The sequence below is a fragment of the Microcoleus sp. S13_C3 genome (genome assembly GCF_036700905.1).
Taxonomy (GTDB): domain Bacteria; phylum Cyanobacteriota; class Cyanobacteriia; order Cyanobacteriales; family Microcoleaceae; genus Microcoleus.
This window is the reverse complement of sequence record NZ_JAUBPT010000038.1, coordinates 1-21,550: the sequence shown is the minus strand read 5'-3', so window position 1 is coordinate 21,550 and position 21,550 is coordinate 1. Positions and strand designations below refer to the sequence as shown.

General features: G+C 46.8%; 24 protein-coding genes. 16 read left to right on the top strand and 8 right to left on the bottom strand.

Annotation, left to right across the window (positions count from 1 at the left end; translation table 11 throughout):
* Together QUA16_RS12955 and QUA16_RS12950 are read right to left on the bottom strand one after the other, a co-directional pair.
* Positions 1 to 1,790, bottom strand: a 1,790-nt coding sequence (locus QUA16_RS12955) for a DUF4347 domain-containing protein (RefSeq protein WP_333107252.1), incomplete at its 3' end; no start/stop codon positions are given.
* Between the two features lie 202 nt (positions 1,791 to 1,992).
* Positions 1,993 to 2,502, bottom strand: coding sequence for a LuxR C-terminal-related transcriptional regulator (locus QUA16_RS12950; protein WP_445252163.1), 510 nt, complete (start codon positions 2,500 to 2,502; stop codon positions 1,993 to 1,995).
* Between the two features lie 17 nt (positions 2,503 to 2,519).
* On the opposite strand from QUA16_RS12950, the gene QUA16_RS12945 reads away from it, so the two are divergent.
* The 4 genes from QUA16_RS12945 to QUA16_RS12930 all read left to right on the top strand — a co-directional run bounded on the left by QUA16_RS12945 (position 2,520) and on the right by QUA16_RS12930 (position 5,093).
* Positions 2,520 to 2,723 carry a hypothetical protein gene (locus tag QUA16_RS12945; RefSeq protein ID WP_333107282.1) on the top strand — a complete coding sequence of 68 codons (204 nt, stop codon included), beginning with the start codon at positions 2,520 to 2,522 and terminating at the stop codon, positions 2,721 to 2,723.
* Between the two features lie 21 nt (positions 2,724 to 2,744).
* Positions 2,745 to 2,930, top strand: a complete 186-nt coding sequence (locus tag QUA16_RS12940) for a hypothetical protein (RefSeq protein WP_333107253.1) — start codon at positions 2,745 to 2,747, stop codon at positions 2,928 to 2,930.
* Positions 2,931 to 3,129: 199 nt separating this feature from the next.
* Complete coding sequence (locus tag QUA16_RS12935; protein WP_333107255.1) at positions 3,130 to 4,398, top strand: sodium:proton antiporter; 1,269 nt, start codon at positions 3,130 to 3,132, stop codon at positions 4,396 to 4,398.
* A gap of 221 nt (positions 4,399 to 4,619) precedes the next feature.
* Positions 4,620 to 5,093: a hypothetical protein gene (locus QUA16_RS12930; protein WP_333107256.1), complete on the top strand. Its 474-nt coding sequence runs from the start codon at positions 4,620 to 4,622 to the stop codon at positions 5,091 to 5,093.
* A 509-nt stretch (positions 5,094 to 5,602) separates the two neighbouring features.
* Here QUA16_RS12930 and QUA16_RS12925 read toward each other — a convergent pair.
* From QUA16_RS12925 to QUA16_RS12905, 5 genes are read right to left on the bottom strand one after another with little or no spacing between them, the layout of a single operon-like run.
* Positions 5,603 to 6,238 carry a class I SAM-dependent methyltransferase gene (locus tag QUA16_RS12925; protein WP_333107258.1) on the bottom strand — a complete coding sequence of 212 codons (636 nt, stop codon included), beginning with the start codon at positions 6,236 to 6,238 and terminating at the stop codon, positions 5,603 to 5,605.
* Positions 6,239 to 6,244: 6 nt separating this feature from the next.
* Positions 6,245 to 6,706, bottom strand: a complete 462-nt coding sequence (locus QUA16_RS12920; protein ID WP_333107260.1) for a cupin domain-containing protein — start codon at positions 6,704 to 6,706, stop codon at positions 6,245 to 6,247.
* A gap of 24 nt (positions 6,707 to 6,730) precedes the next feature.
* Complete coding sequence (locus QUA16_RS12915; RefSeq protein ID WP_333107262.1) at positions 6,731 to 7,108, bottom strand: HEPN domain-containing protein; 378 nt, start codon at positions 7,106 to 7,108, stop codon at positions 6,731 to 6,733.
* Positions 7,098 to 7,589: a hypothetical protein gene (locus QUA16_RS12910; protein ID WP_333181161.1), complete on the bottom strand. Its 492-nt coding sequence runs from the start codon at positions 7,587 to 7,589 to the stop codon at positions 7,098 to 7,100. Before QUA16_RS12910 ends, QUA16_RS12915 begins: the two co-directional genes overlap by 11 nt.
* Before the next feature lie 45 nt (positions 7,590 to 7,634).
* Entirely contained in the window at positions 7,635 to 8,114 is a 480-nt protein-coding gene (locus QUA16_RS12905) for a hypothetical protein (RefSeq protein WP_333107264.1), read from the bottom strand.
* A gap of 148 nt (positions 8,115 to 8,262) precedes the next feature.
* On the opposite strand from QUA16_RS12905, the gene QUA16_RS12900 reads away from it, so the two are divergent.
* From QUA16_RS12900 to QUA16_RS12890, 3 genes are all read left to right on the top strand, one after another.
* Positions 8,263 to 9,717 (top strand): folate/biopterin family MFS transporter, encoded by a 1,455-nt coding sequence (locus QUA16_RS12900; protein ID WP_333107265.1) that lies wholly within the window; start codon positions 8,263 to 8,265, stop codon positions 9,715 to 9,717.
* 130 nt (positions 9,718 to 9,847) lie between these two features.
* Positions 9,848 to 11,362 carry a carotenoid oxygenase family protein gene (locus QUA16_RS12895; protein WP_333107267.1) on the top strand — a complete coding sequence of 505 codons (1,515 nt, stop codon included), beginning with the start codon at positions 9,848 to 9,850 and terminating at the stop codon, positions 11,360 to 11,362.
* Between the two features lie 506 nt (positions 11,363 to 11,868).
* The gene (locus tag QUA16_RS12890; RefSeq protein ID WP_333107268.1) at positions 11,869 to 12,768 is read left to right on the top strand and encodes a DUF4436 family protein; all 900 of its coding nucleotides are present in this window, start codon (positions 11,869 to 11,871) and stop codon (positions 12,766 to 12,768) included.
* Positions 12,769 to 12,870: 102 nt separating this feature from the next.
* Here the strand turns inward: QUA16_RS12890 and QUA16_RS12885 are convergent, their stop codons facing one another.
* Positions 12,871 to 13,725: an SGNH/GDSL hydrolase family protein gene (locus QUA16_RS12885; protein WP_333107270.1), complete on the bottom strand. Its 855-nt coding sequence runs from the start codon at positions 13,723 to 13,725 to the stop codon at positions 12,871 to 12,873.
* Positions 13,726 to 13,932: 207 nt separating this feature from the next.
* Between QUA16_RS12885 and QUA16_RS12880 the strand changes: the two genes are divergently transcribed.
* The 9 genes from QUA16_RS12880 to QUA16_RS12840 all read left to right on the top strand — a co-directional run bounded on the left by QUA16_RS12880 (position 13,933) and on the right by QUA16_RS12840 (position 21,463).
* Positions 13,933 to 14,097, top strand: a complete 165-nt coding sequence (locus QUA16_RS12880; RefSeq protein ID WP_333107272.1) for a hypothetical protein — start codon at positions 13,933 to 13,935, stop codon at positions 14,095 to 14,097.
* A 146-nt stretch (positions 14,098 to 14,243) separates the two neighbouring features.
* On the top strand, positions 14,244 to 14,486 hold the full coding sequence (locus tag QUA16_RS12875) for a DUF7219 family protein (protein WP_333107274.1): 243 nt from the start codon (positions 14,244 to 14,246) through the stop codon (positions 14,484 to 14,486).
* A 106-nt stretch (positions 14,487 to 14,592) separates the two neighbouring features.
* Positions 14,593 to 15,126 carry an RDD family protein gene (locus tag QUA16_RS12870; protein ID WP_333107275.1) on the top strand — a complete coding sequence of 178 codons (534 nt, stop codon included), beginning with the start codon at positions 14,593 to 14,595 and terminating at the stop codon, positions 15,124 to 15,126.
* A 38-nt stretch (positions 15,127 to 15,164) separates the two neighbouring features.
* Positions 15,165 to 15,353, top strand: coding sequence for a 50S ribosomal protein L33 (rpmG, locus tag QUA16_RS12865; RefSeq protein ID WP_006631376.1), 189 nt, complete (start codon positions 15,165 to 15,167; stop codon positions 15,351 to 15,353).
* 109 nt (positions 15,354 to 15,462) lie between these two features.
* Positions 15,463 to 15,678: a 30S ribosomal protein S18 gene (gene rpsR / locus QUA16_RS12860; RefSeq protein ID WP_006631377.1), complete on the top strand. Its 216-nt coding sequence runs from the start codon at positions 15,463 to 15,465 to the stop codon at positions 15,676 to 15,678.
* Positions 15,679 to 15,684: 6 nt separating this feature from the next.
* Complete coding sequence (locus QUA16_RS12855; RefSeq protein ID WP_333181160.1) at positions 15,685 to 15,873, top strand: hypothetical protein; 189 nt, start codon at positions 15,685 to 15,687, stop codon at positions 15,871 to 15,873.
* Positions 15,874 to 15,991: 118 nt separating this feature from the next.
* The gene (locus QUA16_RS12850) at positions 15,992 to 17,998 is read left to right on the top strand and encodes a ribonuclease R family protein (protein ID WP_333107278.1); all 2,007 of its coding nucleotides are present in this window, start codon (positions 15,992 to 15,994) and stop codon (positions 17,996 to 17,998) included.
* Positions 17,999 to 18,703: 705 nt separating this feature from the next.
* Positions 18,704 to 20,146, top strand: coding sequence for a 1-acyl-sn-glycerol-3-phosphate acyltransferase (locus QUA16_RS12845; RefSeq protein WP_333107279.1), 1,443 nt, complete (start codon positions 18,704 to 18,706; stop codon positions 20,144 to 20,146).
* 432 nt (positions 20,147 to 20,578) lie between these two features.
* Positions 20,579 to 21,463, top strand: a complete 885-nt coding sequence (locus tag QUA16_RS12840) for a histidine kinase dimerization/phospho-acceptor domain-containing protein (RefSeq protein ID WP_333107281.1) — start codon at positions 20,579 to 20,581, stop codon at positions 21,461 to 21,463.
* The last annotated feature ends 87 nt before the right edge of the window (positions 21,464 to 21,550 follow it).

Below are 21,550 nucleotides of genomic sequence, written 5' to 3'. Positions count from 1 at the left end.
AAAGAACCGTCTTTATTGAATGCGAGAGTGCCATTGTTGGGATTTGTGACTTTAGTTGCCGTCAACACATCGCCATCAACGTCGCTATCGTTGGCTAAAACTCCCTTGGCGAAAGGCACGTTCAAGACTTGATCGTGTAAGGTAGGGTAATTTTCGGGTTGTACGATCGGGAGATTATTATTTGTAACGTTAATCGTAACTGTTGCTGGTTGGACAGATGAATCTGTGCCGTCGCTAACGTTATAGGTGAAGGTATCAGTGCCTACAAAGCCAGCTTTCGGAGTATAAGTGAAGTCGCCGGTGAGATTTAACTTGACTGTACCGTTGCTCGCGGTTGTAACTACCACGGCACTACGCGCGTCGCCGCTGTTGGCGTCGGTGTCGTTGCTTAAGACTCCCGCCCCAGAGACGCTGAGAACTTTGTCGTGCACGACGCTGTAGCTGCCGTCATCGACGGCCACCGGGAAATTATTAACCGAGATGGTGCCGAGAGTAAAAGCGGCACTTGCTTGATCCGTGGCGTCCCCGAAAAATAGGAAGTTTGGCTGGCTGTAGGGATTGTAGGGTAAACGCGGCTGGCTGGTTGCTGGATTAAATGCCGTGTAGTTCTGCAGCGGCTGATTTGTCAGGTTTGGTATTGCTGTAGGGCCGGCAAACAGCGTGTAAGTGGTGCCTTGGACTACCAGTTTGTAGTCGGTAGGAGTGCTGATATTAACAGGTGCATTTACTCCGCGAGTAAACAGCGGAGGAACTGATGTTGCTGTACCGCCGTTTTGAGCAAAAATGCCTCCGTTGGCACCGAGGTTGCGGTTGGTGAAACCCAGTTCAATGCCATTTTGAGCGTCGCTGCTAATCGAGATGATGCTGAAACCTGCCCGATTGTCGCTATTACTGTTTTCCGCCGTAACTGCAACTCGAAAAGAAACGCTGTAACCGTTAGTAAGGTTGAGGGCCGGGAAAGTTGCGTTGACTGGAGTAAATGTTCCTGGCGTCGCTGGCGGACTTGGAGGAGTGTATTTGTAGTTGGTGTAGCCTGCATAGCCTGTAGTGTTATTGGCGGCGGTAACGCTAGCAGTATCAATGCCCGTGTTTGGCGAGAACGCACCTGTAGCTAGGATACCACCACCGTATGGGAGAAAAGCAGATATGGGAAGAGGTACTTGTCCGTAAGCTAATTGGGTGCTGGTGCTACCTGATGTCCCGATACCGGGAGGCGATCCGTTTGGAAAGTTACTTGTGTCTTTGCCGTCATAGAGGATAAAACCGAACACATATTGATAAGCGGCCATTGTGGCTGGCTCGATCGCCAACCCAGAGGACACCGCTCCTGTTGTATAATCTAATTCCCAATCTCCGCCCATAGCGGAACTGCCGATCGGTGATCTAGAAGCAGCAATTTTTGCCTTGGTTAGCTGACTCAGTTGCTGCACGAAGTTAGCGCCCTTTTCCCCCGCCGCTACATCACACCCATAAAGCAAAATCTCTCCACTGTCTGCCAGCGATCGCCACCAACGCTCCAATTGATTAGCATAAGTTTTTAAATTTGTCAAGTTTAGATCGATCGCGCCTAGCAGTAAACTCGCGGGGCGGCCGTGGGAGATGATATGAATACTTTTGATATGGCTGCGACTCGCTAGAGCCTCAGTAATTTGTGCTACTCCATCCCGCGCCGCATCGAGGGTAATAACTTCTGTCCCCGCTGCGATGCCGTTGTGGAGAGTTTGGCTGTCGGGAAGGGCAGAGTCGAGAAAGGCGATCGAACTAAAAACTGAACTGATAAAATTTGGCATAATACACCTTTGGTTAGATGACGGTAGGAAAATTAAGGCCTGTCTAGCTTAGCAAATTCAAAAATTAAATGTCATGAGTAAAATTAACAATCAAGACGAATACTAATTTCCCGTGAGCCTGCAACAGAAGCCTCTTGATAGGGGCGGGTTTAGCCAATAATTCCTTTAAAAAACCGACAATTCCAGTACAAAACCCGCCCTATCAAGGTTCGATCGCCAAAAGCTCTTCTGCTACCAATCCTTTCTGAATAGCAAGCACTGCTGCTTGAGTGCGATCTCGCACTTCTAACTTTTGCAAAATCGCGTGCACATGAACCCGCACAGTCCCCGGAGCAATGTACAATATTTGTGCAATTTCCTGATTGCTTTTTCCCCCCGCAACTAAAGCCAAGATTTCCTGTTCTCGCTTCGTCAGCGGATTTTCCAAAATTTCTGATTTTGACCCAACTTTCACAGGTTCGGGATTAGCAAAAACCGCCCTAATTTCCGCAGTCGCGGCCTGATCCCACCACGAAGCACCCGCTGCTATCGATCGAATTGCCAAAACCAAAGTTTCCGCCGCAATTTCCTCAACGCAATATCCCTGAGTACCGCCGGAAATCAACCTTTCAACTAACGATTTTTGGGCGTGAGATGTTAAAATTAAAACAGGAATTCCTGGATGTCGCTGTTTAATTTGGCGACACGCTTCAATACCGCCAATTCCCGGCAAACCGTCATTTAATTGCTTTGCGAGAACTTGCCCCGCGAGAAGTCGCAGACAATGTGGAAGATGATGCTGCAACTTTAAAAGGTCAATCTTGCAACATTCACGAACGAGTTTTAGTTTGCATCTCGACTTATCCGAATTCCTTGCAACTGATGCGGGGCGCGAGGATTGCTAGCTACATGAATGCCCAATTTTATGCTGTGTTTGTCAACGATCCCGATTGATTTTTAACAAAAGCAGAAAGCTTGCACGTTGAAACTTGTGAGAAACTTTGTCAAGAATTTAACGGTCACTTTTTGCGGGTTAACGGCACTAATATAGCCAAAGCAATTTCGGAGGTAGCGAAACAGTATCGCATTACTCAAATTGCGATCGGCGAAAGCCAGCAATCCCGCTGGACATTGCTGCTGCGGGGTTCTTTGACTCAATAGTTAGTGCGATCGCTCAAACACGTAGATTTGCACATCATCGCTACCGAAAAAAGTCAGTAGTTATTAGTCATTAGTCAGTAGTCAGTAGTCAGTAGTGGTGAGTTGTTAGTCGTTTAGCATAAAAAATGCAACTTTCGGAGGATCGGTGAATCTAGCGGGCGGTGGATGCGCCCGAAGCTTTTACCTGTCAAAATCGCAGTTGGTAAACCTGATTAAAAGTGCGATCGCTATGGTGGATGATTACATTCTCAACTTGCTAGTTATTGGCATCCTCCTGCTTACCGTTACCTTGGGTTCCGGCTGGATTTCGCGATTGCCTCTATCTTATGCCTTAATTTATCTAATTGTCGGTATCGGATTGGGGCCCTACGGCGTCAAGCTGATTGACTTGCGTCCCGAAGCTCAATTTTTAGAAAGACTTACAGAATTTGTAGTTATTGTTTCTCTGTTCAGTTGCGGCTTAAAAATGAATCGCCCCCTGCAATTTTGGGCTTGGAATTCCACAGTGCGACTGATCGGTTTTTTAATGCCCATTTCTATTTTTGCAGTGGCTGCGATCGGTCATTGGTTTGTGAAATTAGATTGGGGTCCGGCGATTTTACTGGGAGCAATTCTCGCTCCCACCGATCCAGTTTTAGCCTCAGAAGTTCAGTTAGCTCATCTAGACGATCGCGATGAATTGCGCTTTGGTTTAACATCGGAAGGCGGTTTGAACGATGCTTTAGCTTTTCCCTTTGTTTATTTCGGCATTTATTCGCTAAAAGATAACAACTGGTCGAAGTGGTTTTCGCAGTGGGTAGCAGTTGACTTGATTTGGGCGATCGCCGCAGGTATCGTGATGGGAATTGTAGTCGCTAAAGCCGTCACCTGGATCGATCGCCGACTCCAACACTATCGACCGGCCGATCAATTAATGGAAGATTTCATTGCTCTCAGCACAATTCTGCTCACCTATTCCCTCACAGAAGTAGTCAACGGCTACGGATTTCTAGCAGTTTTTGTAGCAGGAATTGTGGTGCAGGCGAGTTACCGCGATCCAGAAAAGCCGCTTTCCCAACTGCACTTTACTGAGCGCATAGAAAAGTTAATGGAAGTAGCAACTATTTTACTATTAGGTTCGCTTTTGCGCCTAGAGCCTATGTTAGCCTATGGAGGATACTCCCTCTTAGTAGGTGGATTGTTAATTTTTTTAATCCGGCCTGTGGGAGCTTGGATTAGTACGATCGGCAGTCCTTTACATCCCGCCAACCGCTGGCTTTACGGTTGGTTTGGCATTCGTGGTGTCGGTTCTATTTATTATCTTACCTATGCTTTTGGTAAAGGTTTGAAAGAAGAAACAGGGGAAAAAATTGCCTGGATTACCTTTACAACCATCATAATTTCTGTGGTTTTGCACGGCATTACTTCCACCCCGTTAATGAACTGGTACGAGCGCCGAATCAAACCTAAAGTCCCTGATTTAATTTAATTCATAGTCCTAGACGCAACTGTCACATAACAATCGACCTGTAGGGTGCCTCATGCGAAATTCTCTAACGGCGATCGGGAATTTCTGGAGCTGACGCACCTTACTATATAATCTAAAATCGACTTGTAGGGTGCGTCAGGCGAAGTTCTCTAACGACACCGAAAGAAAAGAAGATTATAATTTTTTGGAGAACTCTAATATAAACGTTCGCGGAATCAAACATGGATCGATTTGAATTTCAGCTAGCAATGCTGCAAAAAGGAGCCGAGGAACTAGAGAAAAAAATAGCTAACTTCACAACAATTATGATCCAATTAAAAACTGCGGCAATTACCATTTGGATAGCGTTGATTGGTTGGGTTTTTACAAGCAAAATAGATGCGTTGGTTCCCCTAGGATACGTTATAATTTTTGGTTTCTGGTTTTTAGAAGCTACCTACTGGAAGGTGCAATTTTATTATATGCAAAGAGTCAATGCAATTACACAATTCTTGAATAATGAAAGCGCCTTAGATGAAAGTTTTGATACTCGCTCAATTCCGGAAGGTCTTGTTCACCCGCTCGGTTCATTAAAAACAATTAAAATGCCTTCTTTATGGAGAGCTATCTGCGCTCCATCTATCTATATTTTTTATACCTTTTTGTTTGTTGTTAATTCGATCGTTTGGTTGATAACTATTAAAACAGCCCTCTAACTGGGTAAGAACCCAATGTGCGAGCGATCGGACAATATCTTCCATCCCAACTAACTACAAGTGTAAATTGGATGTTCATCAATTTGCTCACTACTCCAAAAAACGGTTGCTTTCTGTATCGTTTGGGTTAAGAGTTTGCCTCTTCTCTCCTCAATACTCTGTTAGTTATTTTCACATAACCAGAACTGTTCGCGATCAACTTCTACTACGACAGCAACCTCTTATATTCAGGACTTAGGCAACTGGCATACTAAAATCAAGCTGTAGGGTGCGTCAGGTGAAATTTTAGAACAATTATCCAGGGTTTGAAAATCTGACGCACCTTACTAATTGTGACTATTTCCAATTTTAAAAGGACACGACAATGCAGTCCTTAAGCTGTGGAGCATTTAAACCAGTAACGAGGCTAGTAGGGTGCGTCAGAAGCGAACCCTTACGCTGAAACGGAAAACCTTAGATGCTGACGCACCTTACGCAAGTCCTTTAAATGCCGAACAGCTTACCCGCAGCTAAACAGGTTTCACCCCAACTAATAAAGCGAGTTCCCGCCACTTCCAATAACAGTCTGCATCGGTAAAACCAATTTCTCTAAACCAGCGCAGTTGCGTTTCTACATCCAGCAATTGATTAGACGGATCGTCGGGCGAATCGCTAATACCGATCGCCTCTCGAAATTTCTCGTGCAAAGCGGGAGTTGCGGAGGCTACGTGCTCCAAATTGCAAAAAATGCCTCCGGGCTCCAAAAGCTCGAAAATCTCGGTGTAAAGCGAACGTTTGCGATCGTCTGCTACATGATGAATCGCAAAACTGGAAACAACGGCATCAAACTTGCCCAAATCCGGTAGCGATTCATCAAAATTGTGCTCGATTACCGTGACATTCTGGTCATCAGCAAAGCGCATTCTGGCTTTTTCCAGCATTGTCGGCGAAAAGTCGATCGCCACACATTCAACATTTGGTCGATCGCACTTAAGCAGACCCAGCAACCGCCCGTCTCCCGTACCCACATCCAGAATTCGCTTAACATTTTTCGGCACTTCCTCCAACAAAACCGCTTCACCTTCAGTGCGGTGAGGAATACCATCAGCTTTAGCAAGATACCACAAAGCGTGTTCCGCCGAAGTCCAAAGATTCACTTGACTCATATTTTTTTAACTCTCATAAATCTCGCCGTTTTTGCGAGTAAAAATCCAACTATTCCCGTTAGCTTTCGCAATTAGATCGTCATCGGGATATTCGGCACTATCTCCCGGAGTGCGATCGCCAATTTCCAGATAAACAACATCTCCATTCGAGCGGTTGACTAAATGGTGTCCGTCTGCATCACCCGCCGCAAAACCCGCTGCCATACCCGGTTTCAGCACTTGCTCTCCCGAATTTGTAATCAGAGTAACTTCCCCTTCCAGAACATAGATTAACTCATCTTGACGAGTATGCCAGTGCCTGAGAGCAGAACAACTTCCCGGTGCAAGCCTCACCAAATTTACCCCAAAATTCTGCAATCCGGCAGCATCGCCCAAGCGTTTTTTAACTCTCCCGGCAACAGCAGATTGAAATTGCTGAGGGTACTTGGAACCCGTAATTTCCGGCACATTTTTAGGATCGATAATCATATATTTTCACCCTCCAATCTATGCTTACAAACTACTCAAATCCGATATTACTTTTTCGGAGATTCCAATAGCTATTAATGCAATACCGGATAATCCTGGTACTGCATCATCATAATCTACTTTTCGGCGATAGCTTCGCAAATACCTCAAATTTTCTGCTATTTTCTTGCGAGTGCGATCGGGACTGACAGCGAATTGTTCCTGAACGTATCGATGAGCTTCTCCTGTCTTTGGAATAGAAAGTCCTTCGGTATCCCGTAAATAGTTTCGCGCTTGAATGAAAGCTGCATAGTAGGCTCTACTGATAGCAGCACGCAATTTAGATTCTTGATTTGCGGGGGTAGTTGCTTTACCTACAAGTTCTCTAGCTAAATTAAGATATTCTAACCATTCAAAAGTCATCGGGATATTCTAAGATAGGACAAAGTGGCTGTCGTATTTTATCTGATAAATTTAACCACCAATTATCTTGAAATTCACTAAGCTTGTCAACTGCTTCATCGGGATTTAGCTTCATGCAAATGGCTAATTCTAACCTAGCATCATCAACAGTTTCTGGGTCAGTAACCAATTCAAGAAATAACTCAGCATCAGGGAAGTAATGGCAAATTTGATCTGGTGCTCCCAGCAATATGGGAATCAAAAAATCATTTATTTCCAGAAACTCCAATATTTCAGTTTTTCCTCGCCAACTGTACAATTTTTCCAGGGATTCAAGATCGGCCAAAGAAACAGGATGCCGCTCGGTTAAGCTTTCGTGCAGCAGCATTAGGGCTAGGCTGTCAGCATCAACTCCACGGCGTTTTGCTTCTGCCAAAAGCTTTTCGCCGTCTTCAGGGGACAGTTGGATGGTCAGGGTTTGAGAATTGCTCGCGGTTTTCATGGAGATTGTATGACCTAACGATTTTTTTCCTGTTTCCATTGTCCCTTATTCTAAAGGTTTCAAAGTAGTAGGATTTTCCCGAGTCGGTTTAATAAAACGGCTGTTCGCCCGCACAAAACAATTACCCTTATCCGTGGAAATCGGCAGCCAAGGTTTGCCCTGAGAGTCAGCAATCATAATTTGATTTGCATTATTTCCCGTCACCGCTTCCAAGCGCTGTCCCCGCCGAAAAACAGTCACCACAGGCCACTGCGAAACATTGTGTTTATTTCTTTCAAACAACTCAGCAGGCGCATCCAAACCGTCTACAGAAATTGAGCGAAATCTCTGAGCCATCCGGCAATTCAACCCTTGAGAATCAGAGTCAACAACCAACCAATTTACCTGCCTGTTGCCCCGCTGTCTCGCAGGCGGCACCGGATAATCACCTTGCCTGTTAGCAACAGGTATTGCTGAGGCTAAATTAGCCCCCATTCCTAAAATCCAAGCCACTGCCAGAAAGACAATTCTAATTTCTGCTTTCATTGCTACCACAAATCCTTTAATTCGAGGTAATTACAATTTTATAGTACCTGCCACCTCCCCGTCATTCCGGCATCCCACCTCCGACAGTTCCCGCAAGCCATTAAGAATGTGTTATAAATATTGAGATTCATTAAGAAATATTGCTCAAATGCTCGTTTCCCCCTCCGGCGTCAGCAAACTCAAAGAATCTTTAAAAGAAAAAGTATTCTTTGGGAATGAGCCAACCCCCGAACTCATAGCCATCTTACTGATTTACTTCGTCCAAGGCATTCTCGGACTAGCCCGCTTAGCCGTCAGCTTCTTTCTCAAAGACGAACTCGGCATGAGTCCGGCAGAAGTCTCGGCAATGCTGGGCGTCGTCGCCCTGCCTTGGATTATCAAACCCGTGTTCGGCTTCATGTCGGACGGTTTGCCGATATTCGGCTACCGCAGACGCCCTTACATCGTCCTCTCCGGGCTGCTGGGAACGTCAGCATGGGTGAGCCTCGCAACAATTGTACACACACCGCTTGCCGCTACAGGCGCGATCGCCCTGAGTTCCCTCTCCCTCGCCGTCAGCGACGTAATCGCCGACTCCCTGGTAGTCGAAAGGGCCAGAAAAGAATCAGTTACCGACGCAGGTTCCCTGCAATCCTTGTCTTGGGGCGCTGCAGCCCTCGGCGGATTAATTACGGCCTACCTCAGCGGTTCCCTGCTGCAACACTTCAGCACCCACACAATATTTTTAATCACCGCATCTTTCCCGCTAATTGTATCAGCAACAGCTTGGTTAATTGCCGAAGAAAAAACCGACAAAAGAACCGACTTTGAAACAGTCAAAGACCAATTCAAACAACTACGGCAAGCTGTTACCCAAAAAACAATTTGGCTGCCCACAGCTTTTCTCTTCCTCTGGCAAGCCACCCCAAGCTCAGACTCCGCCTTCTTCTTTTTCACCACCAACGAATTAGGCTTTCAACCAGAATTTCTCGGCCGAGTGCGCCTCGTTACCAGCATTGCCGCCCTCGCCGGCATCTGGCTGTTTCAACGCTTCCTCAAAACAGTTCCATTTCGAGTAATTTTTGGCTGGTCAACGGTCATTGCGACTGCTTTGGGTATGACTACTTTATTATTAGTAACTCATGCCAACCGAGCTTTAGGAATTGACGATCAATGGTTCAGCATCGGAGACAGCCTGATCCTGACAGTAATCGGACAAATTGCTTATATGCCAGTGCTGGTACTCTCCGCCCGCTTGTGTCCCCCAGGCGTCGAAGCAACTTTATTTGCGCTGCTGATGTCAATCACAAATTTAGCAGGACTTTTGTCCCACGAAGGCGGAGCACTTTTGACCCACTTGCTAGGAATTACCGATCGCAATTTCGATAACCTCTGGCTGCTAGTCATCATCACAAACCTGTCCACACTTCTGCCCCTACCGTTTTTAAATTGGCTGCCCGCCGATAGTACAGAAAGCGGCGATCCAAACAATCAAAAGTCTCTTCCGGTATTAGAACCCGAACCGGGCAGTTCCAAACCAGGCGGACAGCATTTCATGCCCGAATACTTTCCCGACTTAGTACCAACAGTAAGGTCACAAAGCCGCACCGCAGATAGCAAATAAAGGAAAGCACACACGGATTTTGACACGGATACACGGATGAATTTAACTGTGTTTCCCAATTCTCCGAATTTCCTTCTCTCTGCGCCCTCTGTGTTCTCTGCGGTTAAATCAATAAAAGCTTATTATACCCATGCAAAAATTACAGATTTCCCCACCTCAAACAGCCGCCCAAAACGTATCATACGATCGCACAGACTGGCAGCGCGGCTACGAATCCCAACCCAACGAATCAGATTACTGGATTGACGACATAGAAGGCGAAATCCCCGCAGGCTTGCAAGGCACATTCTTTCGCAACGGGCCCGGATTATTGGATGTCAACGGCCAGCGCATCCACCACCCGTTTGACGGTGACGGGATGGTTTGTGCGATCGCAATATCCGAAGGCCGCGCCCATTTCCGCAACCGATTCGTCCGCACAGAAGGCTATCTAGCCGAACAAAAAGCCGGAAAAATCCTCCACCGAGGCGTTTTCGGCACACAGAAACCGGGGGGCCCGCTTGCCAACATCTTTGATGTCAAAATCAAAAACATTGCCAACACCAACATCATTTATTGGGGCGACAAACTGCTAGCACTTTGGGAAGCAGCACAACCCTACAGACTCGACCCCCGTACCCTAGAAACACTCGGCTTAGACACCCTAGACGGCGTTTTACAACCCGGTGAAGCCTTCGCCGCTCACCCCAGAATTGAAAAAGGGAAAAATGGCAAAGGAGACAGATTAGTAAACTTTTCTGTCAAGCCCGGTTTGTCGAGTACCATCACGATTTACGAATTCGACGAAAGCGGCAAACTTTTGCAGCGTCACGCCCATGCAATACCGGGTTTTGCCTTCCTGCACGACATGGTAATTACCCCGAATTACTGCATATTCTTCCAAAATCCCGTCTCATTTAATCCTCTACCATTCGTGTTAGGATTTCGGAGTGCATCCCAGTGCATTAAATTTTCGCCAAACAAGCCAACGCAAGCAATTTTAATTCCTCGCAACGGCACTGACGAGGTGAAGATATTAGAAACTGAACCTTGTTTTGTCTTCCACCACTGCAACGCCTGGGAAGAAGGAGACGAAGTTTTTGTTGACTCAGTTTGCTACGAATCATTTCCCACTGTAGAGGCGGACGGCGATTTTCGCGAGATTGATTTTGAGAGCGTTCCAGCGGGCGAATTATGGCGCTTTAAGTTGAATTTGCCAGACAAAACCGTACAGCATCAAGTTGTTGAAACTCGGTGCTGCGAGTTTCCCACTTTGCATCCCAATAATGTCGGACAACCTTACCGATATCTTTATATCGGTGCTGCTGATGATCCCAAGGGAAATGCTCCTTTGCAAGCTATCCTCAAAATTGATTTCATGACTGGTGAAAGGCAAATTTGGAGTGCGGCGCCGCGTGGTTTTGCGGGGGAACCGGTGTTTGTTCCCCGTGGTTCAGGCGTCTCGCCTGAAGGTGCAACGGCTGAGGATGACGGCTGGCTGCTGCTTTTAATGTATGATGCAGCTAATCATCGATCGACCTTAGTGATTTTAGATGCTCGCGACATCACCAAAGGCCCTGTAGCGCGACTGCATTTAAAACAGCACATTCCCTACGGTTTGCACGGCTGTTTTACACCAAATGTACTGCTTCCTATCGGTTCCTAGTTGCGCGTTGATTCGCCTGGTTCTTGCGCCGCTCGCCACAGCCCGCCGGGGGTTTTCAACCCCCGGCTCACAGCGAAAGTCCTCTAAAAGAGGACTAAAACCAACATTTATTATCGATCGAGTTTCTTTAGTCGGTTTTAACTGAGATGTTGCACCATTGTCAATAAGCCTTTTATGAACGGGCTCTCCGGCCCGTTCCACAAGAAAATCTAATCTTTGTGGAACAGGCATCTTGCCTGTTCTTGAGAATGGTGCAAGATGTGAGTTTTAACTGACATCTTGCAGCAATATCAATAAGAGGATTTTTCGTGGGGTCGGGCGGGTTTATAGAACCTATTTGCAAGCTTTAAGGCTGTTGGCGAACCCGCCCCTACGGCTAATTGATAATGGTGCAATATCTCAGTTTTAACCGACTGTCTTCTATGAGCCAGGGGTTTAAACCCCTGGCGGACTGCGGAGACTGCGAGAAATACTAACAACAATTCACACATAAAAATTCCTAGTAAATGCAAACTGTCAACAAATTCCCTCTCCAAAAACTACTTATTTTAATTTGCAGTATCGTCGTAATCTTGGCAATTATCTTATCTATTTACTCTCACAATGCTAACGCCCAAGAGCCTTATAATTTATCTCCCGAAAGCGCTGTAGCGTCCAAAGGCTTGGTTGAGGTCAAAATGACATTAATTGCCGTTGACCCCATTAAAAACGAATTAGAAGCCCGCTTGCAGTTTGAACTCAAAGGTATTTATAAAAAAGGGCCAACTTACCCGGCTCAAGACTTGTTAATGACAGTTAACGGCGCCAATGTACCGGATTCGGAAATTACCTTTAAAGAAGGCAAACCGATGATTGTCCCTGCATTGAAGTTTAACTTAGTCAAAGGAAAAATTAATAATTACCCCTTTGATCGGCACATTGCTAAAGTAGCTATTTCGATTGACCCGCTGCCTTCGATTGGGAAAAAGTTTGCTCCCTTTGAACTGAATCCCGTGCCGCTGCAATTTAATTTTCATGCCGACGTTCCCGGTTTCGACATCAGTTATAAGCCGATGGAAGAGAATTCATCTATCTTTATTTATATCGATGTTTCGGCCACTCGATCGCTGCCGGTGAAATTCTTTGCGTTAGTGATTATTGTCATCATGTGGGTGCTGTCAATTATGGCATTGTTGCTAGCATTAAAAGTGATGAAATCGGGCAAAGTGCCGGAAGTGGGAATGCTGAGCTGGACTGCTGTGATGCTGTTTGCTTTTCCCGCTATTCGCAATGCTCAACCGGGGGTGCCTCCGGTGGGAACTGCAAGCGATTTCCTTTCGTTTTTTTGGACGGAAATTATAGTTGTGGTCGCCTTAGTTATTATCGGTAGCTGTTGGTTGAAGCGGTATCATCCGCCAAGTGAATGATTTTATATTTGAAGAATTTACCCCCTAGACTAATCAGGGGGCTGGTAGCTGGGATACTTTCAATTAACAGCCAACAGTCAACTGTTCACTAAATTCAAAGATTCAATTTGTGACTTCCAAATTTTCAATATCCTTTGCGGGTACGCCCAAACCGCGCAAGATAGTAAAAGCAATAATTCGATATCCCGATGGATTGGGGTGAACTCCATCGGCAGCTAACAAATTCAAAGTTTTGCCCGCGTGCTTTTGATACGTGCCGATAACTTCCCGACAAGGCCCATTCAAATCGATAAACAAGCACTGATTCTCTAACGCAATTTCTCGCATCGCGGCAATATACTCTTGCAACCTGCGATTTTCTGGACCGTCGAGAATTTCGCCGATAGGAGTAGGAGAAAGCAGTACAACTCGAATTCCTGCGGCTTTTGCCGCCAGCACCATTTGAGTTATTTTCTCCCGATATTCTGCCAGTGGCACTCCCTTGGGCAACTTGCCTTGCGGATAAAACTGACGGTTTTGGAAGTCGAAGAAAGCGTGCCAAACGTCGTTGACTCCGACATTAATCATTACTAAATCTGGTTTTTGGTCGATCGCATCTTTCTGGAAGCGCGCTTGCATATCAGTCGCCTTGTTACCGGAGATTCCGGCGTTGACGATTTCGATTTGGCGATCGGGATAAAGAGCACTCAGATAGCGTTCCAGCAGCCAAACGTAACCTCCGGGGTATTTCCCCGCCTCGGTGATGCTGTCGCCCACTGTCACAATTTTGCGCTTGCCGGCGAGCACGTTCTGGATTTCGGGCGGCGGCGTTGCTTGGGATACGGATTCTTTAAACATCGGAATTAAGGAGTGAGGAATGTTAAAGGCGATAATAGCAGCAATTACGGCGAGGGCAAGTCTGATTAACACTTGCCTCAGCCGGAGTTTGGGACGGGCCGATCGCGCATTTGGATACATTACGCAGATTCCTACTAAAACTCTAACTATTTATGTCTGCAATAATATTATCCATTTCAGGGGTTTTTGTCACTTATTTCAATAAGCTCAGTCCTAGACTAACAAAAACCTGGTTTAGACGCCAAATCCGAAGTTATAAGCCTTAAGGCAGAAACCTGGTTGTTGACCCCGCCTGCGTAAGTTGTACAGGGGAAATTACTGAGGTTTTTGTCGCCCTCATTTGTCGGTGTAATGGGAGCATCTCACCTTTGCGGCCAAGCTAGAAATTGGAGTTTTGAGGCAGGAGGCAGGAGGCAGGAGGCAGAAGGAAAGAGGAAGAAGGAAGGAGCAACAAGAAGGAAGGAGCCAGAAGAAGTATTTTTACAAATATGAGATGCTCCCGGTGTAATTGCCATCACAAAAAAGTTCGCCAAATGTCACAGGATTTCTGCTATTTACAGCACAACTTTAGAAGGTAATCGCAGTTTATAATAATATTGATGAGTTCAGGAAACAAGTTTTAAGGCGAGGTTAAAGCAATGGTAGCAAATTCAAATTTTTTATATCCTCAAAATCGCTATTACGGTGAAGTAAAGCCAGAGAATTTGGTATTTAATGCGAATTTACAAGAGTTTTCTCAGCGGGTGGGTTACATCAGTTCCTTGACATCTAACGGTAAAATCTCTGTGGAACAGGCATTTACTCAGATCCAAACACTCTGGGAAGAGGTGGAAAACTCGAAAAAGCAGTTGGGAATTGGCGAAAATCCATTTTCAGGTTGAATAATTAGCGGTTGGCTTTGAAGTTGATTTACGCGCCATTGATGCCGATCGATTAATCGAGAGCTTAAGATGAAAAAGTAGCTAGTGGCGATCGACCTTTTTGCCTATGAGTTCCGATTTAGTACCCCTTCTTCCCAAAGTATCCGTCGGCCGTCGCGCAGCGGCCTTCTGCATCGACGGAATCGCAGTTTGGCTGCCCAGTTTGCTTCTGGGCAATAATGCGATCGCCCAAATCATATTTTTTGTTTTGCTGTGGCTGATCATGCGCGTAGCCATCGTCAGGAAAAACCAAGGTCAAAGTATCGGGCGCTGGGCTTTGGACATGAAAGTTGCCGATACCAGATTCCTACGGACTCCGGGAGTGCAAGAACTGTGCAAGCGCGAGGCATTGCTGGGCATTTGCGCCGCCTTAGCCTTCGCAGGTATAGCTGGGCTCACCTCTACCAACGCCGCCGTCTTGCTGCTGATGCTGCCCCTGGCGATCGACTGTAGCGTTGCCCTCAACTCCGGCGAAAGGTTTCCCCAAGCTTTCCACGATCGCATCGGGGGGACGATGGTCGTCGGAACCCGCCGCGGCTACTCCCTCGACATCAAAGTTAGAAGATTGCTTGACCAAGTGCAGAGCAATGTGAGAAGATAATAAATTGTGTTTAAATTAGTCGAAATTTATTTAGAATTATGGCTAAAGGCGTCCGCATCATAATTACTCTAGAGTGTACTGAGTGCCGTACAAACGTAAGCAAACGCTCAAAAGGCGTGTCTCGGTACACCACCACCAAGAACCGTCGCAACACGACGGCGCGGCTGGAACTCAAAAAGTTCTGCCCCCATTGCAACAGCCACACTGCCCACAAAGAGATCAAGTAGATCAGTGGTCAGTTGTCAGTTGTCAGTTGTCAGTTGTTATTGGTCAACAGACAACAGTCAACAGTCAACAGTCAACAGTCAACAGTCAACAGTCAACAAAAAACAAACCATGACTTACTTTCGCCGGCGCGTTTCGCCCATCAAACCAGGAGACCCGATCGACTACAAAGATGTCGATTTGCTCAAAAAATACGTCACAGAACGCGGTAAAATCTTGCCCCGCCGGATTACCGGTTTGACTGCCAAACAGCAGCGAGACCTGACCAGAAGCATCAAAAGAGCAAGAATTGTAGCTTTGATGCCCTTCGTAAACCAAGAAGGCTAACAGGATTTGGGATTTTGGGTTTTAGATTTTGGACTGGGAATAAGGCTTGCGCGAAAACAACGTCTTTCTGTCATTAAGAGTGCAGCAAGAATGCAGCGAATAAATCGCGAAATAGGGTTAAGAGTCGCCGCAGCGCAAGTCTTAATCACAAGTCAAAAGTTAAAAAAAAAGCAAGAAGAAAAAACAACTTTTTAGATTTTAACTTTCACAATTGACCAGAAAAATTGCCAATCTCCAAAATCTAAAATCGCAAGCTCGAAACTCGATAAGTGGCTACTGTAAAAATCCAAAATCTCAAATATAAAGCTGGCAAGTGGAGAAGGGAACGTTAGTAGAATTTAGAGTGCACGGCGACCGCCGTCTGGCAGTTGCCGATCGCCCCGACGGCAAGAAAAACTGGGTGGTGGTAGACGAAAACGGTCAACCGCACAGCATACCGCCCAAACAAATCAGCTACGAAGTAGTCGGAGAAACATACAAACCTTCCGATATTCCCAAATTTCTCAAAGAAGTAGAAGCATACTCAGATCCGTCGAGTTTGGAAGTCGCTTGGGAACTTTTAGTCGGTGACGGAGAAACAGCAGATCCCGAATCCCTGGCAAAGCTGTTATTTTCTGAGAGTAGTGCGGCCCAGTGTTACGCGGCTTACTGTTTGCTATCAACAGACAAACTGTATTTTAAACAAAAGGGCGATCGCTACGAACCGCGATCGGCCGCCCAAGTAGCCGAAATCAAACACCAGCAAGAAGTAGAACAGCAGCGACACCAAGAATCCCAAGGATTTTGGGATCGAGTCAAACAGCGGCTGGCAGGGGAAAATGTAGATTGGGAAAATACCGATCGAACTCGCCTCGACGCCCTAGAACGCTTTGCCCTCCTCGGAGAAGAAGCAACGCACCGCACCCCAGCCTTAGAAACTTTAGCCAGCTTACAACGGTCCGAAAACCCCGAAGCAGCATTTGGGCTCCTAGTCGATCTCGGGCTGTGGAGTACCCACGAAAACCTGTTTTTGCGGCGAAGCCAAATTCCCCTACAATTCTCCGCAAAGGTATTAGAAGTGGCCCAACGCTGCCTAGAAAATCCCCCAACCGACTCCGACACAAATCGTCTCGATTTAACTCACCTCAAGGTTTACACGATCGACGACGAAAGCACCACCGAAATCGACGACGGCCTCAGCTTAGAATTCCTCGAAAACGGCCAGCAGCGGATCTGGATACACATCGCCGATCCCACCCGCTTGCTTTCCCCCGGAGACGAACTCGACCTCGAAGCCAGAAAGCGCACCACTACGGTTTACTTGCCCACGGGAATGATTCCCATGTTTCCCCCAGCTTTGGCAACCGGGCCGATGAGTTTAATTCAAGGCAAAGAGTGCAGCGCCCTCAGCTTCAGCGTCACCTTAGACGAAATCGGCGCGGCTCAAGATTACAGCATCCACATCAGCACCATAAAACCCACCTACCGCTTAACCTACGATGACGTAGACGAAATGCTGGAGTTGGGAATCGAAGCAGAACCAGAAATAGCAGCGATCGCCTCTGCAGCAAAACTGCGCCAAAAATGGCGGGAAGCCCAAGGGGCAATCAGCATTTTCATGCCCGAATCCGTCATCAAAGTCAACGGCGACGACATCAAAATCCACGTCATCGACGACTCCACCGCCCGGATGCTAGTAGCCGAAATGATGATTTTAGCCGGCGAACTAGCCGCCCGCTACGGTCAAACTCACAGCCTGCCCATACCCTACCGCTATCAGCCACAGCCCGAACTCCCTCCCGATGAAGAACTGCTGGCCGTACCTGCGGGCCCCGCCCGCGCTTGCGCCGTGCGCCGGTGTATGCCCCGCAGCGAAATGGGCCTCACCCCCGGACGCCACGCCGGCTTGGGTTTGGAATTATACACTCAAGTTACTTCCCCGATCCGCCGCTATACCGACTTGCTGGCTCACTTCCAAATCAAAGCCCACCTGCGGGGCGAACCACTGCCTTTTTCGGCCCAAGAAATACAGGATATTGTGATGTGTCTCGGCACCGCAGTTAAAGAAGCATCCACCGTCGAACGCCAAACTAACCGCTATTGGGGATTGGAATATTTGCGGCGCAACCCCGATGAAGTTTGGGAAGCTTTAATGCTGCGCTGGCTGAGGGAAGACAGCAATCTCGGATTGATTTTATTGGAAGATTTGGGTTTAGAATTGGCAATGCGATTTGGTCGATCGGTGGCAATAGGCGATCGGCTAGAAGTCAAAGTCACACACTGCGATCCGCGATCGGATGTCATTAACTTCCAGGAAATGATATTTGAAGCCGCACAATAGGATTTTAGATTTTAGATTTTGGATTGCAAAAATTTGTGTTGAAGGCTGAAACTGAGGATAAATCTCGTTTTTAGTCGAGTTTCTGACCCCCTCGCATACCCCCTACTCCCCCAGGGCGGTTTCATTCTCACCAAAAACATGAATTTTGTAGGGGTAGTGCCCCCGTGCCTACCCCGCCACAGACGACTGCACAGGCGTTTGGGACATGGGGGCAGCCACGGGGGGCTGCCCCTACAAGAGAATGAAACAGCCCTGCCTACTCCCCCTTGTCAAGGGCAGGGGGGTAAAAAAGATGATGGTTTCATATCTAGTCCTGTAAAATAATCGTAATTCTTGTCAGGGCTAGTTCACCCCCGATCTGTAATAAGTAGTAGGACACAATTAATTACACAAAAATTTGGGCTACAAGCCTTGTCTAGTAAAGAATCAGCAAAAAATCAGTGTGTAATTAATTCTGTCCAATTACTTATAAGCCAGAAAACCCGTAAACCCGCCCCGACCAAAATATTGGGGTCGATCGACTGGACATGATATTCAATCCAAGACGGGTAATACTTTTGACATTAAATTGACACGCTTTGCTATCTCCTCTCTTCCTCCGTGTCCTCTGCGTCCTCTGCGGTTAATAAAAAACTTCAGCATTCTCAAAATTGGAAGTTTTTACCCCAACCTAGTAATCTAAAATCTAAAATTTAAAACCGCCAAATGCCCAATTCAATTAGCCAAGTTCAGCCGCCACTGGAATTCATACCCCCAGCCTACAACCCCCTAGTGATGCAAGGTTGTAAGCAAATACTCCCCTGGTGGCTGCGATTTCGGACGAGTATCAGCCACGTTCAAGCCGAAAACGTCGAAACCCTCGCCGAACTATTCCACCAATTTCAAAATCAGAAAGTTCGCTTCTTGCTAGCCTTCCGCCACCCCAACTCAGACGATCCCTACTGTTTGGGACAACTAATTTGGAAACTCGTTCCCCAGGCGGCCCGCGCCAAAGGTATTCCTCTGCAATTCCCGGTACATTCCCACTTTATTTACGATCGCGGCATTCCCCTGTGGGCCGGTGCGGGAGTCGGCTGGCTGTATTCTCAACTGGGTGGCACTCCGATTGTTCGCGGGAAGATCGATCGCGCCGGATTGCGATCGGCCCGCAATTTATTTGCCAACAGCCAATTCCCGATCGCCGCCGCCCCAGAAGGCGCCACCAACGGTCACAATGAAATAGTTAGCCCCCTGGAACCGGGAATTGCTCAAATGGGTTTCTGGTGCGTTGAAGATTTGCTGAAAGCCGGACGCACTGAAAAAGTTTTAATTGTGCCGATCGGCATTCAATACCGCTACATCAACCCACCTTGGCAACCCCTAGAAAAACTTTTAACTCAATTAGAAATTGATTGCGGACTGCCACCCTTAGAACGCACCGATATCGAAAATTTAGAGACTGCAAATTCCGATTCCGAAAACCACAATCACAAATTCCAATATCTGCGCCTGATCCGACTTGGCGGTCATTTGCTAGCAGTGATGGAAGAGTTTTACAGCCGTTTTTATCATAAAACATTAACGCCACAAACATCTATTTTAACATCGTTATCGCCGCCAGAAAAAACGGCAAATGATTCGGGCAATGAAGTAATGATAGCTCGACTGAAAGCACTGTTAGACGTGGGTTTGCAGGTAGCAGAAGAATATTTTAACTTAAAGCCAAAAGGCAGTTTAATAGACCGCTGCCGCCGTCTGGAACAAGCAGGCTGGGACTATATTTATCGAGAAGATATCAAGGATATTGCAGCACTTTCTCCCTTAGAAAGAGGATTAGCCGATCGCCTCGCTGAAGAAGCAAGTCTTCGGATGTGGCACATGAGACTTGTAGAAAGTTTCGTTTCCGTCACGGGCAGATATGTCGCAGAACAACTGACAGCAGAACGTTTGGCAGAAACAACTTTACTGCTGTGGGACGTACTCGCTCGCATCAAAGGGGGAAATCCTTTCGGCCGCCCCAAGTTGGGCAAACAGCAGGTACAAATGACCGTGGGCGAACCCATATCAGTGAGCGATCGTTGGGATCGATATCAAACCAGCCGCAGGTTAGCAGTTGCCGAACTCACTCAAGACTTGCAATCAGCTTTAGAAGCAATGATTAAATCGTGAACAAACCTGACTGTCAACTGAGTACAGTTAGACCGCAGGCTTCTTTTTCCTTTTTTTTCTCATGCTTTTTATAGTGAGGTAGTTCCACCCCCACTTGCTAATATATTATCAGAGTATTTCCAGATTATCAAGGGATATACAGAAATAATTGTCGGTTTGGGTACCTACACCCGACGAGCCTTTCATCCCAAGGAGTAATTCCCAACGGGGTACTTCGCGCAGCGCTCAGATTAATCCCCTTTAAATATACCGAGGGACTTCCCGGCTGGTAGTTAATTACTCAGATAAACAAGAGCTTCTAGGGAAGAAGGAATATATATTTTTCTTCACTACTTTTTTTGTCGTGAATTATAAACAGATTGTTATAGACTTTGGGAATAGGTCTAATGAACCGCAAACCCTCGCTCGACAATGAACCAATAAAAATTACCGATGAGTAACAAACCTATCGATTTGTCTACTAACTCAATTAAAGTAAAACTGCTGAATAATTTAGCGCAGGAATTGCTCACACCGCTCACTTCTGTCCTTGGCATGGCAAGCGTGTTGAAACAAGAAATTTATGGCCCCTTAACGAGCAAGCAAAAAGAATATATTGACGTGATCCAAGACAGCAGCCGGTCTTTGCGATCGCTAGTTGAAGAAATTTTGGAACTGGCAGAACTAGATGATTCCGCTTTCACCTTGAAGCGAACCGCAGTCGATATAGAAACTTTGTGCCAGCAGGTTGTGACAATCCTGTCGTCGGTGGCAAGTAGACGAGAGCAAGAAATTAATTTGTCGATGGGGCCCGGATCGCGCATCTGGTTGATAGATAAAGATAAGGTTCAGCAAATGCTGCACCACTTAATTTTTAGCATTATTCAATCGGCTGGGGCAGGCAGCGTGATTCGAGTCCACGTTTCTCGGAAAGAAGACGGTATCAACATCGGAGTTTGGGTTTTTCATCCTTGGTTAGGGGAAAGTTTGCCCCATGCTAAACTCTACTCCGACTACTTGTTGAAGGTCGGATCTGGTAGCGCTTCGCCCTCGAACTCCGAAACCGACTCTCCTGGAGAACCGCAACTCCCGACACAGGGTTCGCAGCGATTAACGCTGGCGTTTTCTGAGTTGGCGGCTTTGGTGGCACAGAATGCCGAGGATAGCGCACCGGTGTTAGCTGGTTACGGGGCCAGGGAACGCTTGGGGCTGCTGCTTTGCTGCCAATTGGTGGAAATTCAAGGCGGTCAACTCTCGATTCAAGGAACCCCGGAATCTGGATATCGCTACGTGCTCTGGCTGCCCTGCACAAATGCTACGGAATTGTTGGAAGGATGAAGTTAGTTGACAGTTGGCAGTTGGCAGTTGGCAGTTGGCAGTTGGCAGTTGGCAGTTGGCAGTTGGCAGTTGGCAGTTGGCAGTTGG

What these genes read in the sequence shown, in the direction of transcription:
- QUA16_RS12840 (WP_333107281.1), top strand. Translation starts at nt 20,579, where the DNA reads ATGAGTAACAAACCTATCGATTTGTCTACTAACTCAATTAAAGTAAAA.
- QUA16_RS12910 (WP_333181161.1), bottom strand. Translation starts at nt 7,589, where the DNA reads ATGAAAACCGCGAGCAATTCTCAAACCCTGACCATCCAACTGTCCCCT.
- QUA16_RS12925 (WP_333107258.1), bottom strand. Translation starts at nt 6,238, where the DNA reads ATGAGTCAAGTGAATCTTTGGACTTCGGCGGAACACGCTTTGTGGTAT.
- QUA16_RS12845 (WP_333107279.1), top strand. Translation starts at nt 18,704, where the DNA reads ATGCCCAATTCAATTAGCCAAGTTCAGCCGCCACTGGAATTCATACCC.
- QUA16_RS12920 (WP_333107260.1), bottom strand. Translation starts at nt 6,706, where the DNA reads ATGATTATCGATCCTAAAAATGTGCCGGAAATTACGGGTTCCAAGTAC.
- rpmG (WP_006631376.1), top strand. Translation starts at nt 15,165, where the DNA reads ATGGCTAAAGGCGTCCGCATCATAATTACTCTAGAGTGTACTGAGTGC.
- QUA16_RS12885 (WP_333107270.1), bottom strand. Translation starts at nt 13,725, where the DNA reads ATGTATCCAAATGCGCGATCGGCCCGTCCCAAACTCCGGCTGAGGCAA.
- QUA16_RS12905 (WP_333107264.1), bottom strand. Translation starts at nt 8,114, where the DNA reads ATGAAAGCAGAAATTAGAATTGTCTTTCTGGCAGTGGCTTGGATTTTA.
- QUA16_RS12900 (WP_333107265.1), top strand. Translation starts at nt 8,263, where the DNA reads ATGCTCGTTTCCCCCTCCGGCGTCAGCAAACTCAAAGAATCTTTAAAA.
- QUA16_RS12870 (WP_333107275.1), top strand. Translation starts at nt 14,593, where the DNA reads ATGAGTTCCGATTTAGTACCCCTTCTTCCCAAAGTATCCGTCGGCCGT.
- QUA16_RS12930 (WP_333107256.1), top strand. Translation starts at nt 4,620, where the DNA reads ATGGATCGATTTGAATTTCAGCTAGCAATGCTGCAAAAAGGAGCCGAG.
- QUA16_RS12895 (WP_333107267.1), top strand. Translation starts at nt 9,848, where the DNA reads ATGCAAAAATTACAGATTTCCCCACCTCAAACAGCCGCCCAAAACGTA.
- QUA16_RS12890 (WP_333107268.1), top strand. Translation starts at nt 11,869, where the DNA reads ATGCAAACTGTCAACAAATTCCCTCTCCAAAAACTACTTATTTTAATT.
- QUA16_RS12875 (WP_333107274.1), top strand. Translation starts at nt 14,244, where the DNA reads ATGGTAGCAAATTCAAATTTTTTATATCCTCAAAATCGCTATTACGGT.
- QUA16_RS12915 (WP_333107262.1), bottom strand. Translation starts at nt 7,108, where the DNA reads ATGACTTTTGAATGGTTAGAATATCTTAATTTAGCTAGAGAACTTGTA.
- rpsR (WP_006631377.1), top strand. Translation starts at nt 15,463, where the DNA reads ATGACTTACTTTCGCCGGCGCGTTTCGCCCATCAAACCAGGAGACCCG.